Below are 16,064 nucleotides of genomic sequence, written 5' to 3' on the forward strand. Positions count from 1 at the left end.
GAGCCACGTTAAACATCCAACCTATCTCCTCATCTCCTGCTCTCATCTCTTTCCACTCATCTTCATCTAACATGTTCATAGCATTTGGTAGGAGTCTTCCCTCTTCAACTTGCATGATATGTTCTAGACTTCTAAAGACAACTTGGAGTTGTTGCATCAATGCAGGCATATTTTTTTCTTGGATTAATCCTTTTGCACTCTTTATCTCAGCTCTAATATCATCATGAAAAGCCCACATACCCTGACTTGGGGATGTCCAGCCATGTTTTTCCAAATATGGAAAGAGTTGATTCTCTTTTCTTGCAAAGTGCTTCTCAACTAAAGCAAGCTTGTTAAATTTATCTTCAAACTCTTCAAAATTTTTTACTATATCTATACTATTTATACTTCCAATAAGCCCTCTCATCAGCATATTTTCTTCTAAATAAACTTTTACTGGATGTCCATCTGGCAAATTTATATATGAATTCATAATGTTTTCCTTAAATTTTTAATTGTCAAAATTATACTCTTTAAAAAAAATCTCTCTTTGATTTATAACAAGATGGAAGTTATTGTAGTTTTAGTCTAACTCTTTGTGAGTGTGTTATAGCAACAGCCATTGCATCTGTTATATCAAGTGGTTTTATCTCTTTTTTTATACTGAGAAGCCTCTTTACCATAAATGCAACCTGTTCTTTTGTAGCTTTTCCATTTCCTGTTAATGCTTTTTTTACTTGAAGTGCGGTGTATTCACTAAACTGTCCAAACTGTTGGATTAACATAAGCATAATGGCTCCGCGGAATTGAGCGAGTTTTATAGTTGTTTTTGGATTGTGTGCATAAAAGATATCTTCAATAGCTACTTCATCTATCTTATGATTTTTAAAAATACCCTCAAATGCTTCGACCATCTGTGGAATTTGAAACTGTAACTCTTCGGCTTTTATCTTTATAAGACCTGCTTCAATAAGTATTATCTTTGCTTTATCTAAAGAGATAAGAGCATAGCCCATTTTTCTAGTTCCTGGATCTATTCCTAAGATTGTCATTCATCTACTTTCACATCTTAATGATGTACTATTCACATAGTTTTAACTTTGTTTATGGGAATTATAGCTACTATTCACATAATATAAATAAAAGGCATTATGTGAATATCGGAGAGAAAGTTTTACTTTTATTAAAAGAAGAGATTCCAGAGATAGAATATAACAGATATATAAAACATCTAGTTTATGATACAAAAAAATCAACAGCTGATAATGCAATATTTTATGCGACAAACTCTTTAGTTCTAAGTTGGATTAAAAATAAATACAGCTCAAAGATAAAGCATCTATTTAATATACAAAATTCTACAAAGGTAAATGTAGAAATATTACTAAAAAATCAAGTTGAGTCAAAAAAAGCAGAGCAAAAAAATATACAAAAACAACAACATTCACTTCTAAATCCTTCACATACATTTGAGAATTTTATGGTTGGTGGTTCTAACCAGTTTGCATATGCTGCTGTTAAGAGTGTTAGTGAAAAGGCTGGAGTTCTATACAATCCTCTGTTTATCCATGGTGGTGTTGGACTTGGAAAAACTCACCTTATGCAAGCCGCTGGAAATGTTTTTCAAAATCAAGGAAAAATTGTTATTTATACAACTGTAGAACAGTTTTTAAACGACTTTATTCGCCATCTAAGAAATAAAACTATGGAGAGATTTCAAGAAAAGTACCGTAAATGTGACGTTCTTCTTATAGATGATATACAATTTTTAAGCAATAAAGAGGGAATTCAAGAAGAGTTTTTTCATACGTTTGAAGCACTAAAAGGTGTTGGAAAACAGATAATTTTAACAGCTGATAAACATCCAAAAAAAATAGCAGGACTTGAAAAAAGGCTTCAAAGTAGGTTTGAACATGGTCTGGTTGCAGATATACAACCACCAGAGTTAGAGACAAAGATAGCTATTATAGAAAATAAGTGCAAGATTAACAAAGTTGTTTTATCTAAAGATATTATCCACTATATAGCAACCGTTATAGAGAGTAATGTGCGCGAGATAGAGGGGATTTTATCAAAACTACATGCGTATTCACAGCTTATGCATGTTGATATAGATTTACAATTTACAAAAAATGTTCTAAAAGATCAACTTCAAGAGAATCGTGCAAATCTAACACTTGATATTATCACTCAAAATGTTGCAAAAGATTTAAATATCAAACCAAGTGAAATCAGATCAAAAGGTAGAAGTAAAAATTTAGTTTATGCAAGAAGAATTGCTATATATCTCTGCCGCGAATTAACCCAAAACACTATGCCTCAACTTGCCCAATATTTTGGGATGAAAGATCATACAGCAATAAGCCATACACTCAAAAAAATAGCTGAACTAATACAAAATGATGAAGATTTTAAAGTAAAAATAGAGGAACTAACCAATAAGATTACTTCATCTTCTTAAAAATTCAAAAAAAAGATATAATTACCTAAGTGAGTAGATGTGAATGAAATTATATTGTTTCATCACACTTGAACAACTCTAAATATAGGAAGAAAGTGATGTTATTCACATAATCACTGCTTCTTACTACTAATACTATAAAATTTATATAATAAATAGGAAATAAGATGAAGATAACAGTACAAAAATCTATTATTGAAAATATTTTAATTCATTCTCAACCGTTCTTAGAAAAAAAAGATACTTCTCAAATCACATCACATGTATTTATAGATGCCTCAAACAATAAACTAACTATAAAAGCAACTGACTATGAAATTGGTCTAATAGTATCTACAAACAATCTTAACATATCTGAGGATGGAAATGTTACTGCTAATGGTAAAAAACTACTTGATATTGTTAGAATTTTAAAAGATGGTGAAATAAATTTAGAAGTTAAAAGTGATGTTTTATACATATCACAATCTCATTCAAAGTTTAAACTTCCAACTTTCTCATATAGTGAATTTCCAGCATTTCCTACAAATGAAGGTAAAGCACGTATCTTAATTGATTCTCATTCACTAATAGATTCACTAAAAAAAATAACACCTTCAATTGACATAAACAATCCAAAATTTGAATTAAATGGAGCTCTCATAGATATTAAAGAGAGCAGTATAAATTTTGCTTCAACTGATACAAGAAGACTAGCAGTTGTAAATATAAACAATCAAAGTACTTTAGAATTATCAATAATAGTACCAAAAAAAGCAATCATTGAAATTCAAAAACTGTTTTTTGATGATATAGAACTCTATTATGATGAAAATTATCTGATTATTCACTCAAAAGAGTATATTTTCTTTACAAAATTAATTAATGGAAAGTTCCCTGAATACTCAAGAATAATTCCAAAAGAGATAAAAAATAGTCTAACTCTTGATAAAGCTAAAATGATAGAAGCAATAAAACAAATTACGACAATATCAACAGATGTAAAAATTACATTTTTAGAAGATACCATCACATTTGAATCCCTTAGTGATGATAATATAGAGGCTAAAACAGAGATAAACTCTAAAACTAATTTTGAAACACCTTTTGTTATTGCCGTAAATAGTAGATATCTCCTAGATTTTTTAAACAGTATAAATAACTCAGAATTTAATATAGGATTAAATGAGAGTAACCTTCCTTTTGTATTAAATGATGGCAATTTTAAAACAGTTGTTATGCCAATAGTTATCTAACTTTTTTATTTTATCCTTCTTTGCTTATTTTAGTTAAGAAGTGATAAAAACCCCTAAAAATAGAACACCTCTTACACATAAAACTTCTTTTTAGAATATATTAGATAAAATATCCACAATTATGTAAAAAGTTATAATGGAGTATTGAATGGAAAATTACGGCGCTAGTAATATTAAAGTCCTAAAAGGATTAGAAGCAGTTCGTAAAAGACCTGGTATGTATATTGGTGATACAGGTCATAGAGGTTTACATCATTTAGTTTATGAAGTTATAGACAACTCGATTGATGAGGCAATGGCAGGACACTGTGATACTATAAATGTTACTCTTACTAAAGAGGGAACATGTAGAGTTTCAGATAATGGCCGTGGTATTCCTACAGATATGCATGAGGGTGAAGGTATGAGTGCTGCAACTGTTGTTTTAACAGTGCTACATGCTGGTGGAAAGTTTGATAAAGATACCTATAAAGTCTCTGGTGGTCTTCATGGTGTTGGTGTATCTGTTGTAAATGCACTATCGTCTGATTTGAAGATGACTATTCAAAGAAATGGTGAAATTTTTGAACAAGATTTTAAAAAAGGTATTCCTCAAGAAGCTCTAAAAGTAGTTGGAACAACTAAAAAAACAGGAACAACAATAGAATTTTCTCCAGATCCTAGTATATTTACTGAGGTAGTAACTTTTGAGTATGAATATTTAGCAAGAAGATTTAAAGAGTTAGCTTATCTAAATCCATTTATAACAATTATTTTTAAAGATGAGAGAACAAATGTAAAAGAGGAGTACCACTTTGAGGGTGGTATTGCTCAGTATGTAACTGACCTAAATAAAAAGCAAGAAGTTGCAAAAGTTTTTGTTTTTAGTTCAAAAATTGAAGATATAGAGTTTGATATATCACTTATGTACAACGATACTTATGATGAAAAAGTTTATTCATTTGTAAATAATATTCGCACACCAAATGGTGGAACACATGAGGCAGGTTTTCGTGCAGGCCTTACTCGTGTTATATCAAATTACAACACACAAAACGGTGCTGCAAAAGAAAAAGATGTAAAAATAAGCGGAGAAGATACAAGTGAGGGTCTTATTGCTATAGTATCAGTTCGTGTTCCTGAGCCTCAGTTTGAAGGACAAACAAAAGGTAAACTAGGAAATACTTATGTAAGACCATTGGTACAAAAAGCAACTTACGAACTTCTCTCAAAATATTTTGAAGAGAACCCAATTGAAGCAAAAGCGATAGTTGCAAAATCATTGATGGCAGCTCGTGGCCGTGAAGCTGCAAAAAAGGCAAGAGAGTTAACTCGTAGAAAAGACTCTATGAGTATTGGAACACTTCCTGGAAAACTTGCAGATTGTCAAAGTAAAGATGCTTCTATCTGTGAGTTATATCTAGTGGAGGGCGACTCTGCTGGTGGATCTGCAAAAATGGGAAGAGATAGAGTTTTTCAAGCAATCTTACCACTTAAAGGTAAAATCTTAAATGTTGAAAAAGCAAGACTTGACAAGATTTTAAAGTCCGAAGAGATTACAAATATGATTACTGCAATGGGTTGTGGTATTGGCGAAGAGTACAATGAAGACAAACTCAGATATCATAAAATTATAATCATGACCGATGCTGACGTTGATGGAAGCCATATCCAAACTCTACTACTCACATTTTTCTTCCGCCACTTTAGAAGTGTTATAGAAAATGGTTACTTATACTTAGCACAGCCGCCACTCTATCGTTATAAAAAAGGTAAAAAAGAGATTTACTTTAAAGATGACCGCGCTATGAATGATTTTTTGATAGAAAATGGAATAGAATCACTTGAAGAGCAGAGTGTAGGGCATAATGATTTGCTTTCATACTTTAAAATGGTTGATCACTATAGAGGATCTCTTGAAGCACTAAAGAAGAGATATGCTTTAGTAGAACTTATCCGTTATTTTATAGAAAATCCTGATCTTATTGGTCTTGATATAAAAGATATGTATAAAAAAGTTGAAGAGTTTTTAGCGCTTAATGAATACAATATTTTAACTAAAAATATTTCACAAGACTCTATTCACATCTTTGTTCAAACAAAAGGTGGAATGGAAGAGTTACTTATAAATGATGATCTATTTGGAGCACCTCACTTTGCAGAGGCTAGTTTTGTATATAGAAAAATTAAAGAGTGGAATTTAGATTTTAAAGAAGATATCTTAGTGGTTCTAGAAAACATTATAGAATATGCTAAAAAAGGCTCATATATTCAACGTTACAAAGGTCTTGGAGAGATGAATCCAGATCAGCTATGGGAGACAACAATGACTCCTGAAAATCGTGTTTTATTACAAGTTAATATTGATGATGCAGAACTTGCAAGTGATACATTTACACTGTTTATGGGTGATGAAGTTGAACCTCGCCGTAACTATATAGAGACACATGCTAAAGACGTTAAACATTTAGATGTTTAAGTCTATTAATAGATAAAAAACAATAAATGCTTCTTCCACAAACTAAAGAGAGAGAATACCGTTTTAGATTAGCTCTAAGAATGGTATTTCCAATCTTTACTTTAATCAGTGCTCTTTTCTTTCATACATTCTTTAGCAGTCAAGAAAGCCTTAGCGTCTCTTTTTATGTTGAAATCTTATTGATACTACTCTTTAGTATATATTTTATTTTTTATCTAATCTACAAAGGTTTTGATTCAAAAATAACTGACAATATATCAAATACTTTTACAAGAGAATATATATATAAATATCTTAAAAAAGAGATAAAAAAGAGCGATGAATATACACTTATACTTATAAGCATTGATAATTTATATGAGATTAATAGCAAATATGGGATGAAAAACGGAGACAAGGTACTTTCTAAAATCGTTATATGGATAGAAGAGTATTTAAAAACTAAAGATATTGAAAACTTTCCAATAGGGCGCATTAAAGGCGGTGATTTTATAATTGGGCTATATGGAAATAAAGATCTGTACAAATCTATCGTCGAATTAATGTGCCTCAAAAGTGAAGAATTTAAAGTAGATGAGATAGAGATACAAATATCACTTGCTATAAATGATATCAAATTTTCAAAAAATATAGATTTTTTGATAGAAAATCTCTTTGAGTTACAAAGTAAAAATAGAGATTCAAAACTTCCTACAAACATTGAAGATGAGATAAATCCAAGTGATTTAGAGTTTTTTGTTATAAATGCTATCAAAAATAGAGATTTAAATATTTTCATGCAAGATGTTTTTGAGGATGATAAACAAGCCTTTAAAGAGTGTTCTGTAAAGCTAAATACTCCAGATAAAAAACTGATTCATCAAAAAAATTATATGAAAGTATTAGATAAGTTAAGACTTATGAATGAGTATGACATAATTGTTTTAGAGAAAATAGTAGAAATTTGTAAGAAAACAGATGATGATAAATTTGCTATTTCTTTAGCAGCGACTTCTATAAGAAATCCAGTTACATTTGGTAAAATCAAGGAAATTATTTATAAAAATGAGTGTGTAAAAGGAAGAATCATTATACTCTTTAGTGAAAATGAGTATTTTTCAAAAATAGATAAATTCAATGGATATCTAGATGAGTTAAGGGATTTTGGCATTTTAATCGCCATAGATAGATTAGGTGCGCTGCATACAAGCTTCCTGTACTTACGAGATTTAAATATAGACATAGTGAGATTTGATTCATACTATAGTAAAAAGATAAGTGAAAACAGGTATGACAATATAGTAAGTGGTTTTAATACAATGGCCCAAAAGAAGGGTGTTAAAACCTGGATGAAGATGATAGAAGATGAAGATACAAAAAAGATAGCAAAAGAGATGGGAGTTAATTATTTGCAAGGCAAGTATTTAGCACCCTTAAAATAAAAATCGAGGATTAAAAAATGAAATATGGTGAGAAAATTATTAATGAGTTTGATGTAGAAAAAGATTTAGAAATTTGGCCAAATGAGCACAAAAGAAACTACCTTATAAAGATGACTCTTCCAGAGTTCTCTTGTCTTTGCCCTAGAAGTGGATATCCAGACTATGCAACTATATACTTAGAATACACACCAGACGAGTGGGTAGTAGAGCTAAAGGCTATTAAACTATATATAAACTCTTTTAGAGATAGACATATTTCACATGAGAGTAGCGCAAATGAGATTTATAGTGTTTTAGAGAGAAAATTAAAACCAAAGTATATGAAAATAGTAGCAGACTATAATCCAAGAGGAAATGTTCACACTGTTATAGAGATAGATAGCTCAAAGATCTAAATATCTCTCTAGCCAAGCTAGAGCCTCATCATAGGTTTTAAACTCACTACTCATTTGTGCTTCGTAAGCGTCATCTAGTATTTTGCTAAATTCTACGGATGGTTCTAATCCGATTTGAATTAAATCTCGCCCTTGTAAAAGAGGAGTGAGTTTTTGCTCCAATACTCCTAATTTTTTAGCTTTTTCATATATCACTTCACCAGTTTTATATATAGCTTTGTGGTTTTGTACATAGTAAATAGAACTACTTAAAACTAACAGCTCTTTTATATTTGCTTTTGTTGAGAGTTTATATATAAAATATTCATCTATTGTCCCAGTTTCAACTATAACCATCATGTAGTTATATGCTTCAACTAACTCTATAACATCTCTGCATAACTCTTTTTCATCGCTAAGTAGGCTTAAAAGAGGCTCTAATTCATCTTTAGTAACTTTATAATAGAGCCCAGCTAACATCAAAACTAAATTTCTCTTAGAAAAAGTTGTTAGCTGTTTTACAATCTCATCTATAACATCTAGGTTACCGTTATATATATTTGCCCCAAACTTATTTAAAAGTTTAAAACCAAGAGATGGTTTTTTTGATTTTAAAAGAAGTTTTTTAAGCTCTTCAAAGATTCTCTCTTTTGGAAGCTCTGATAATAAACCACGCGATACCATCTCTTTGCATGTTATATATAAGCTATGCTCTATCTTTAAATCAAATCTTGCACAAAACTGAGCAGCTCTAAGAACCCTTAATGGATCCTCTACAAAACTTTTCAAGTCTACCGCTCTAAGTATCTTGTTTTTTAAGTCATCAGCGCCATTAAATGGATCTAGTATTTTTTTTAAAACTACATCATAGCCTATAGAGTTGATAGTAAAATCTCTTCTTGATGTTGCTGTTTTAAAATCTAACTTAGAGTAAGTATTTATATCAAATCCGCGATGTCCAGATGTTATTTTGTTATCTTTTCTTGGAAGAGAAAAATCCAAATCATAACCCTCGAATCTTAGTTTGCAAACACCAAAACTTTTTCCAACGATGTTTATTTTTCCAAACTCTTGTAAAATCTCTTGTAAAACCTCAAATGAAGATACACCATAAACTTCTATATCTATATCTTTGGATTCGATGAAAAGTAACGAGTCTCTAACAAATCCACCAACAATTATAGGTGTTATGTTATGCGACTTTAACTTTTTAAATATAGCATCAAGTGCGTCAGGATACTTAATCATAGAATTTCCAAATATGAATATTTTTAATAAGATTTATAACTTTAGAAGTAAGTATAACACTACTTTTACAAAGATATAATTTTTTTTTAGATATAATCGCGAAAATTTTTAATCTTGGTTTTATGTTATTTTAACTAAGCCAAAGAAGGACGCCACGTGCAAAAAATCAGAAATATAGCAGTTATCGCTCACGTTGACCACGGTAAAACAACAATGGTTGATGGACTATTAGAGCAATCAGGAACATATGGTACTCATGAGCAGCATGATGAAAGAGCGATGGATAGCAACGCGATAGAAAAAGAGCGTGGTATTACTATTCTCTCAAAAAATACAGCTATTCGTTACAAAGATTACAAAATCAATATCATCGACACTCCGGGTCACGCGGACTTTGGTGGAGAAGTTGAGCGTGTTTTAAAGATGGTTGATGGTGTTTTAGTACTTGTTGACGCTTATGAAGGTGTAATGCCTCAAACAAAATTCGTTGTTAAGAAGATGTTAGCACTTGGTAAAAAACCAATCGTTGTAATCAACAAAATCGATAAGCCTTCAGCTGATCCAGAGCGTGTTGTAGATGAGATGTTTGACCTCTTTGCAGCAATGGATGCAACAGAAGATCAACTTGATTTCCCAATCATCTATGCTGCAGCGCGTGATGGTATTGCAAAACTTAACATGGACGATCCTGATGGAAACTTTGAGTGTATTTTTGAGACTATCCTTTCTCAAATCCCAGAGCCAGAGGGCGACAAAGAAAACTCTATGCAAGCGCAAGTATTTACACTTGACTATGATAACTATGTTGGAAAAATAGGAATTAGCCGTATTTTCAATGGTATTATTAGAAAAGGTGACAACATTGTATTAGCAAAAGCTGATGGCGAAATGGTAAAAGGAAAAATCTCTAAACTTATTGGCTTTCACGGACTTAACCGTATGGAGATTCAAGAGGCAGAAGCTGGTGATATCGTAGCATTTGCTGGTTTAGAGACTGTTAATGTTGGAGATACTATTTGTGATCCTGCAAACCCAATGCCACTTGACCCGATGCATATCGAAGAGCCAACACTTACAGTTGTATTTTCTGTAAATGACTCTCCACTTGCTGGCCAAGAGGGAAAACATGTAACTTCTAACAAGATAAAAGATAGACTAGAGTCTGAAATGACAACAAACGTTGCTATGAAGCTTGAAGTTGTAGGTGAAGGTAAATTTAAAGTTTCAGGACGTGGAGAGTTACAAATCACAGTTCTTGCTGAGAATATGCGTCGTGAGGGTTACGAGTTTGGTGTAAGCCGTCCAGAAGTTATTGTTAGAGAGATAGAAGGAATTAAATGTGAGCCATTTGAGCACCTTGTAATAGACGTTCCTGAAGAATTTAGTGGTGCAGTAATTGAAAAGCTTGGAAAGAGAAAAGCTGAGATGAAATCTATGGTTCCAATGGGGCAAGGTTTCCAAAGAATCGAGTTTGAGATTCCAGCTCGCGCGCTTATCGGTTTTCGTGGTCAATTCCTTACAGATACTAAAGGTGAGGGTATAATGAACCACTCTTTCTTAGAGTTCCGCCCATATAGTGGTACTGTTGAGTCAAGAACTTATGGAGCACTTATCTCTATGGAAAATGGAGATACGTTAGCGTATTCACTATTTAATATCCAAGATCGTGGTGTACTATTTATTGGGCCACAAACAAAAGTTTATGAAGGTATGATTGTTGGTGAGCACTCACGCTCAAATGACCTTGTAGTTAATGCTATCAAAGGTAAAGCTCAGTCAAACGTTCGTTCATCTGGCGCTGATGAAGCTATCAAGCTTGTTCCATTTCGTGATATGTCACTAGAACGTGCACTAGAGTGGATTGAAGAAGATGAGCTTTTGGAAATCACTCCAAAGAGTATTCGTATTCGTAAAAAATACTTGAGTGAAAATGAGAGAAAAAGATACTCACGTAAATAATAAAAAGCCCATAATTTGGGCTTTTTAACTAACTAGATCCTGCTTTAAAATCAATATCTTCTAATATTCATATATGTGTTATACTTCTTGCAAATCATAAAAGGATAAAAAAGATGGATGGAATAATGTACCCTGTCTCTTTGTTAGCAATCGCTCTAATGGCTTTTACTTTTTATCAAAACAATAGCATAAAGCTAATGGTTATAGTACTAGCTATTGGTGGTTATATTATCTATTCTCATGAGACAGGTTATAGCGCAACAGAGTTTAAAAATGAGATGATTGATTCACTTGATAAATCAGCACGAGATTTTAGTAAATCTCGCGGAACTGAGGGTTATGATGAGACTAAGCTGGAAAAAAAGTTAAAAGATTAAAACCTTTTAATATAACCATGACAATAAGGTTCACTTCCTTTTTTCTCATAATAGTCTTGATGGCTCTCATCAGCTGGATAGAAATCTGATTTCTTAATTATCTTTGTTGCAACTCTATAACCGTTTGCTTCAAGCTTACTGATTAGATTTTCTATAACTTCTCTCTCTTTATCGTCTTGTACAAAAACTGCTGAGAGATACTGCTCACCAATATCCGGGCCTTGACCGTTTGTCTGGGTTGGGTCATGAATCTCAAAAAATGTCTTAGCTATCTGCTCATAAGATATTTTACTTTTATCATAAATAACTTCAACTGCTTCAAGGTGCCCAGTATTTGAGCGTACAACCTCATAGTAGCTTGGATTTTTTACATGTCCACCCATAAAGCCTGAGATTACCTCTTTTACACCTGAGAGTTTTTGCAAATAGTGTTCAACTCCCCAAAAACATCCACCAGCAAAATATGCATAAGATAGATTTTCGTCTTTTAAATCAGGTTTTTTTACAAGATTTAGTGAGATTGAGTTTACACAGTGTCTAGTATTTTTTGGTGTAAAACCTTCGCCTTCAAAAACATGCCCTAGGTGTGCACCACAAGCAGCACAAACAATCTCTACACGTCTGCCATCACTATCGGGAACTCTCTTTATAGCACCCTTTATCTCATCATCAAAGCTCGGCCATCCAGAGTGTGAATCAAACTTAGAACTTGAATCAAATAGTGGTGCATCACAAAGCTTACAGGTGTAGATACCACGTGATTTTTCATCTGTATATTTTCCAACAAAAGGTCGCTCAGTACCTTTATGTAGAATAACACTCTTTTCCTCATCGCTCAGTTGTTCAATTTTTTTTGCCAAAGGCTCTAATGCATTCATTGTTGTTAACATAAGTATGAAAATAAAAACATATCTCATACTATCTCCTCTTTATATTTTTGATAATTATATGAGAGTGCACTATAGCAAGATATAGGATATTTTTATTAAACTAAATTATAAAGTAAAGTTAAAGATGAGTTCTTTATTAAATTAACACCTTCATAAAGATATAATCTTATACTAAAATTTTCAGGAAGAAGATATGGACAGAAAAAAAATATATAACCCTCAATCGAATGAAACCGTAAATGATAGAAGAATATTTGGTGGAAATCCAACAGGAATTTTTGAGCTAAATGATATAAAGTATCAGTGGGCATATAATCTTTGGGAGATGATGTTAAACAATACATGGTTTCCAAAAGAAGTTGATATGACTCGCGATGTGAGTGATTATAAGCAGATTACAGATGTAGAAAAAGCGGCTTATGACAAAGCGTTAGCACAGCTTATATTTATGGACTCTCTTCAAACAAACAATATCATGGACAATATAAATCCTTATGTTACATCTCCAGAGATCAACCTAATTCTTGTACGTCAAGCTTTTGAAGAGGCACTTCACTCTCAAAGTTACGCAGTAATGGTTGATACTATCTCTCCAAACTCTAAAGAGATTTATGAGTTATGGCGCCGTGATATGATGCTAAAGGGCAAAAATGATGCAATAGCTAGAGTTTATGAAGAGTTATCTAAAAACCCTACTGAGACAAACTTTGTAAAAGCTTGTTTTGCAAACCAGATTCTTGAGGGCATCTACTTTTACAGCGGTTTTGCTTATATCTACACACTTGCAAGAAGTGGAAAGATGCTCGGCTCTGCTCAGATGATAAGATTTATCCAAAGAGATGAAGTAACGCACTTGGTACTTTTTCAAAACCTCATAAACTCGCTTAGAAAAGAGAGAGCAGATCTATTTACTGAGAAACTAAAAGCAGAAGTTGTTGAGATGTTTAAAGAAGCTGTTGCGCTGGAAGTTGCATGGGGAAAATATATAACTGGTGGGCAGATTTTAGGCCTAACGGATGGCATTATAGAACAGTATATTCAGTATCTTGCAGATGATAGACTCGCTTCAGTTGGATTTGCAAAGCTTTATAACGTGCGTAACCCTATAAAATGGGTAGATGATTTCTCAAAATTTAATGACCAAAAAACAAATTTCTTTGAGGGGACTGTAGCAAACTACTCAAAGGGAAGTATAACTTTTGATGACGATTTCTAAGAGTAGCGCGTATAAACTCTGCTCGCTGCTCTTTGGTACCATTGAAGGCGATTATCATGGTAATTTACAAACACTTTTAAGCCTCATAAACAAAGCATCTTCAAAATCTCTTATAGTAGCACCGGAGGTCTGCCTGAGTGGTTTTGATTATAAAAACTATGAAGAGGCGATAGCATTTAGTGATATTGCAGATGAAGCACTTAAAAAGGCGTCGGATAATAAAATTATAATTCTCAGTATGCTTCAAAAAAAAGATGGCGAGGTTTTTAATTTTGCTAAGATTTTTTTTAATGGCAACATAGTTTATCAAAGAGCTAAGGCAAAACTCTTTCGCTTTGGTGATGAGCATAAGTACATGTCGCAAGGCTCTGCAGATGAGATTGAGATTGTTGAGGTTGATGGCATAAAGATTGGAATTATAATCTGCTTTGAACTTAGATTTAAAGAGTTCTGGAAAAAGCTTGAAGGTTGTGATGTTATAGCAGTTCCCTCTTGGTGGGGAGTTTTAAGAGCAGAACATTTTAAGGTATTAACAAGAGCTTTAGCTATAATGAACCAGTGTTATGTAGTTGTAAGTGATTCACAAAATCCAGAGTGTACAAAAATGAGTGGGATTATAAAACCACATGGCGAAGATGAGAGAAATGAGGATAGAGCATGTTTTGAGCTTCCTTATGATAAAAAAGAGATTCAATCAATGAGAAGGTATATGGATGTTGGCATTGGATAGAATAACTGCAACAAAAACTGCAAAGTTAGCGCAGGAGTGTCATAAGATTTTCTCTCTTAGCCAAAATGTTAGAGATGCCATAGCAAATACTTCAAGAGAAGAGTTTGTCCCAGCAGGTTTTAAACATAACGCATATAAGCTTGACGCCCTTCCTATGGGCTCTGCTCAGTGGATAAGTTCCCCTCTTACAGTTGCTAAAATGACTCACTATCTTGAAGCAAAAAAAGATGATAGAGTTTTAGAGATAGGATGCGGAAGCGGATATCAAGCTGCGGTTTTATCTCATATCTTTCGTGGTGTTTTTACTATTGAGAGAATTGAGCCTCTTATTCTTGAAGCAAAGCAGAGATTTAGAAAGCTTGGAATTGGCAATATTCATACAAAACTAGATGATGGACAAAATGGATGGGCGCAATATGCACCATATGATAGAATCCTTTTTTCAGCAACTGCAAAAGAGATTCCTTTGAAAATTTTTGAGCAGTTAAGTGAGGGTGGAATTTTAGTAGCTCCAATGCAAGTTGGATCAAAACAGGTTATAACGCGTTTTAAAAAAGTGGGAAATTCTTTGCAAAAAGAGGAGCTTGAAGCGTGCGATTTTGTACCTATTTTAAATGGGATTCAAAAATAATAATGTTGCGTATTATTTTAATAACCCTTTTAGCCCTATTGTTAGAAGCTTCTGTGCTATTTGATGAAGCAAATTCACTTTATGAAAAGGGTCACTATAAAGAGGCATTTGAGACTTTTAAAGTTTTAGCTATAGATGACCCAGATGCTGCATACATGTTAGCTAAGATGTATGAACAAGGGCAAGGGTGTGATAAGAGTGAACAAAAGGCTGGGGAGTGGTATAAGGAATCATCTCGTATTTATTATGAGCAAGCAAAACATAGTCCTTTAAGAGATGTACAAAAACAACAAAAAGAGATATTTAAAACATTAGATAAAGTTGATGATAATGAAACCCAAGAGACACTAAGACAGTATGCTCAATCTCTTTATAACTTTAAAGCTCATAATGCAAACTATTTTTTACCATTTAGCTACCGTTATGATGAAGATTATGCTGATGTAAATGGACATAAAACAGACAAGGTTGAGAGCGAATTTCAAGTAAGTTTAAAATATGATTTCGCTGCAAATTTCTTCAATCTTCGTGAGATATATTCAGTTGCATATACACAAAAATCTTTTTGGCAATCTTATTCAGACTCTGCTTTTTTTAGAGAGTCAAACTATAATCCTGAATTTTTTGTAACATTTCCAACATCAGAGATGGGTGATGGAAGATTGTTAAAAGCTATAAGAGTTGGCGTTGCACACGAATCAAATGGAAGAGGCTCTACAAATGAGAGATCTTGGAATTATCTTAACACAAGCCTCTTTTTTCAGTACGATATACTGCTTGTTGAGCTAAAGCTTTGGGCTAGACTACCTGATCCAATAGATTATAACCCAGAGTTAATTGATACTATGGGGCACGGATATCTAAAGTTTGTAATCCCATACAAGAAACATCTACTTGATGTAAAAATAAGAGACAATTTTAATTCTAAAGGCTCTACGGAGTTTAACTATACATATCCGATGTCAAATAAAGATGATCTCTTCTTTTATATGAAGTTTTTTAATGGTTATGGTGAGAGCTTAATCGACTATGATAACCATGTCAAAAAAGTAGGAATAGGCTTTAGCATATCAAGATAGAGGCTT

General features: G+C 32.7%; 15 protein-coding genes. 11 read left to right on the forward strand and 4 right to left on the reverse strand.

Going from position 1 to position 16,064, the window contains the following annotated elements:
- Together PHI38_RS05685 and ruvC are read right to left on the reverse strand one after the other, a co-directional pair.
- Positions 1-472 (reverse strand): hemerythrin domain-containing protein (locus PHI38_RS05685; protein ID WP_299853722.1); only part of this gene is annotated, 472 nt, incomplete at its 3' end.
- Between the two features lie 79 nt (positions 473-551).
- Positions 552-1,031: a crossover junction endodeoxyribonuclease RuvC gene (gene ruvC, locus PHI38_RS05690; RefSeq protein ID WP_299853724.1), complete on the reverse strand. Its 480-nt coding sequence runs from the start codon at positions 1,029-1,031 to the stop codon at positions 552-554.
- 101 nt (positions 1,032-1,132) lie between these two features.
- Here ruvC and dnaA point away from each other — a divergent pair, with 101 nt between their 5' ends.
- The 5 genes from dnaA (at position 1,133) to queF (ending at position 7,949) form a co-directional block, all read left to right on the forward strand.
- The gene (gene dnaA / locus PHI38_RS05695) at positions 1,133-2,440 is read left to right on the forward strand and encodes a chromosomal replication initiator protein DnaA (RefSeq protein ID WP_299853726.1); all 1,308 of its coding nucleotides are present in this window, start codon (positions 1,133-1,135) and stop codon (positions 2,438-2,440) included.
- A gap of 167 nt (positions 2,441-2,607) precedes the next feature.
- Positions 2,608-3,675: a DNA polymerase III subunit beta gene (dnaN, locus tag PHI38_RS05700; RefSeq protein ID WP_299853728.1), complete on the forward strand. Its 1,068-nt coding sequence runs from the start codon at positions 2,608-2,610 to the stop codon at positions 3,673-3,675.
- Between the two features lie 148 nt (positions 3,676-3,823).
- The gene (gene gyrB / locus PHI38_RS05705) at positions 3,824-6,133 is read left to right on the forward strand and encodes a DNA topoisomerase (ATP-hydrolyzing) subunit B (protein ID WP_299853730.1); all 2,310 of its coding nucleotides are present in this window, start codon (positions 3,824-3,826) and stop codon (positions 6,131-6,133) included.
- 26 nt (positions 6,134-6,159) lie between these two features.
- Complete coding sequence (locus tag PHI38_RS05710; RefSeq protein ID WP_299853732.1) at positions 6,160-7,554, forward strand: GGDEF domain-containing protein; 1,395 nt, start codon at positions 6,160-6,162, stop codon at positions 7,552-7,554.
- A gap of 17 nt (positions 7,555-7,571) precedes the next feature.
- Positions 7,572-7,949, forward strand: a complete 378-nt coding sequence (queF, locus tag PHI38_RS05715; protein ID WP_299853734.1) for a preQ(1) synthase — start codon at positions 7,572-7,574, stop codon at positions 7,947-7,949.
- On the opposite strand, the gene PHI38_RS05720 is transcribed toward queF, so the two are convergent.
- Entirely contained in the window at positions 7,938-9,176 is a 1,239-nt protein-coding gene (locus PHI38_RS05720; RefSeq protein WP_299853736.1) for a CCA tRNA nucleotidyltransferase, read from the reverse strand. The two genes, queF and PHI38_RS05720, sit on opposite strands and share 12 nt — an antisense overlap.
- Before the next feature lie 156 nt (positions 9,177-9,332).
- Between PHI38_RS05720 and typA the strand changes: the two genes are divergently transcribed.
- Both typA and PHI38_RS05730 read left to right on the forward strand, forming a co-directional pair.
- A complete protein-coding gene (gene typA, locus PHI38_RS05725) occupies positions 9,333-11,135 on the forward strand; it encodes a translational GTPase TypA (RefSeq protein ID WP_299853738.1) in 1,803 nt (600 codons plus the stop codon).
- Between the two features lie 113 nt (positions 11,136-11,248).
- Positions 11,249-11,512 (forward strand): hypothetical protein, encoded by a 264-nt coding sequence (locus PHI38_RS05730; protein WP_299853740.1) that lies wholly within the window; start codon positions 11,249-11,251, stop codon positions 11,510-11,512.
- On the opposite strand, the gene PHI38_RS05735 is transcribed toward PHI38_RS05730, so the two are convergent.
- The gene (locus PHI38_RS05735) at positions 11,509-12,360 is read right to left on the reverse strand and encodes a bifunctional methionine sulfoxide reductase B/A protein (RefSeq protein WP_299853748.1); all 852 of its coding nucleotides are present in this window, start codon (positions 12,358-12,360) and stop codon (positions 11,509-11,511) included. The two genes, PHI38_RS05730 and PHI38_RS05735, sit on opposite strands and share 4 nt — an antisense overlap.
- A 235-nt stretch (positions 12,361-12,595) precedes the next feature.
- Between PHI38_RS05735 and PHI38_RS05740 the strand changes: the two genes are divergently transcribed.
- The 4 genes from PHI38_RS05740 to PHI38_RS05755 are packed head-to-tail and all read left to right on the forward strand — an operon-like array spanning position 12,596 to position 16,058.
- On the forward strand, positions 12,596-13,618 hold the full coding sequence (locus PHI38_RS05740) for a ribonucleotide-diphosphate reductase subunit beta (RefSeq protein WP_299853742.1): 1,023 nt from the start codon (positions 12,596-12,598) through the stop codon (positions 13,616-13,618).
- Positions 13,605-14,348, forward strand: a complete 744-nt coding sequence (locus PHI38_RS05745; protein ID WP_299853750.1) for a carbon-nitrogen hydrolase family protein — start codon at positions 13,605-13,607, stop codon at positions 14,346-14,348. The genes PHI38_RS05740 and PHI38_RS05745 overlap by 14 nt, the downstream gene beginning before the upstream one ends.
- Positions 14,332-14,979: a protein-L-isoaspartate(D-aspartate) O-methyltransferase gene (locus tag PHI38_RS05750; protein ID WP_299853744.1), complete on the forward strand. Its 648-nt coding sequence runs from the start codon at positions 14,332-14,334 to the stop codon at positions 14,977-14,979. Before PHI38_RS05745 ends, PHI38_RS05750 begins: the two co-directional genes overlap by 17 nt.
- A 2-nt stretch (positions 14,980-14,981) precedes the next feature.
- Positions 14,982-16,058 (forward strand): phospholipase A, encoded by a 1,077-nt coding sequence (locus tag PHI38_RS05755; protein ID WP_299853746.1) that lies wholly within the window; start codon positions 14,982-14,984, stop codon positions 16,056-16,058.
- Positions 16,059-16,064 lie beyond the last annotated feature (6 nt).

Origin of the sequence: Sulfurimonas sp., assembly GCF_028694895.1 — a bacterium.
GTDB lineage: Bacteria > Campylobacterota > Campylobacteria > Campylobacterales > Sulfurimonadaceae > Sulfurimonas.

What these genes read in the sequence shown, in the direction of transcription:
- ruvC (WP_299853724.1), bottom strand. Translation starts at nt 1,031, where the DNA reads ATGACAATCTTAGGAATAGATCCAGGAACTAGAAAAATGGGCTATGCT.
- dnaN (WP_299853728.1), top strand. Translation starts at nt 2,608, where the DNA reads ATGAAGATAACAGTACAAAAATCTATTATTGAAAATATTTTAATTCAT.
- gyrB (WP_299853730.1), top strand. Translation starts at nt 3,824, where the DNA reads ATGGAAAATTACGGCGCTAGTAATATTAAAGTCCTAAAAGGATTAGAA.
- PHI38_RS05710 (WP_299853732.1), top strand. Translation starts at nt 6,160, where the DNA reads ATGCTTCTTCCACAAACTAAAGAGAGAGAATACCGTTTTAGATTAGCT.
- queF (WP_299853734.1), top strand. Translation starts at nt 7,572, where the DNA reads ATGAAATATGGTGAGAAAATTATTAATGAGTTTGATGTAGAAAAAGAT.
- PHI38_RS05720 (WP_299853736.1), bottom strand. Translation starts at nt 9,176, where the DNA reads ATGATTAAGTATCCTGACGCACTTGATGCTATATTTAAAAAGTTAAAG.
- PHI38_RS05730 (WP_299853740.1), top strand. Translation starts at nt 11,249, where the DNA reads ATGGATGGAATAATGTACCCTGTCTCTTTGTTAGCAATCGCTCTAATG.
- PHI38_RS05740 (WP_299853742.1), top strand. Translation starts at nt 12,596, where the DNA reads ATGGACAGAAAAAAAATATATAACCCTCAATCGAATGAAACCGTAAAT.
- PHI38_RS05745 (WP_299853750.1), top strand. Translation starts at nt 13,605, where the DNA reads ATGACGATTTCTAAGAGTAGCGCGTATAAACTCTGCTCGCTGCTCTTT.
- PHI38_RS05750 (WP_299853744.1), top strand. Translation starts at nt 14,332, where the DNA reads ATGTTGGCATTGGATAGAATAACTGCAACAAAAACTGCAAAGTTAGCG.
- PHI38_RS05755 (WP_299853746.1), top strand. Translation starts at nt 14,982, where the DNA reads ATGTTGCGTATTATTTTAATAACCCTTTTAGCCCTATTGTTAGAAGCT.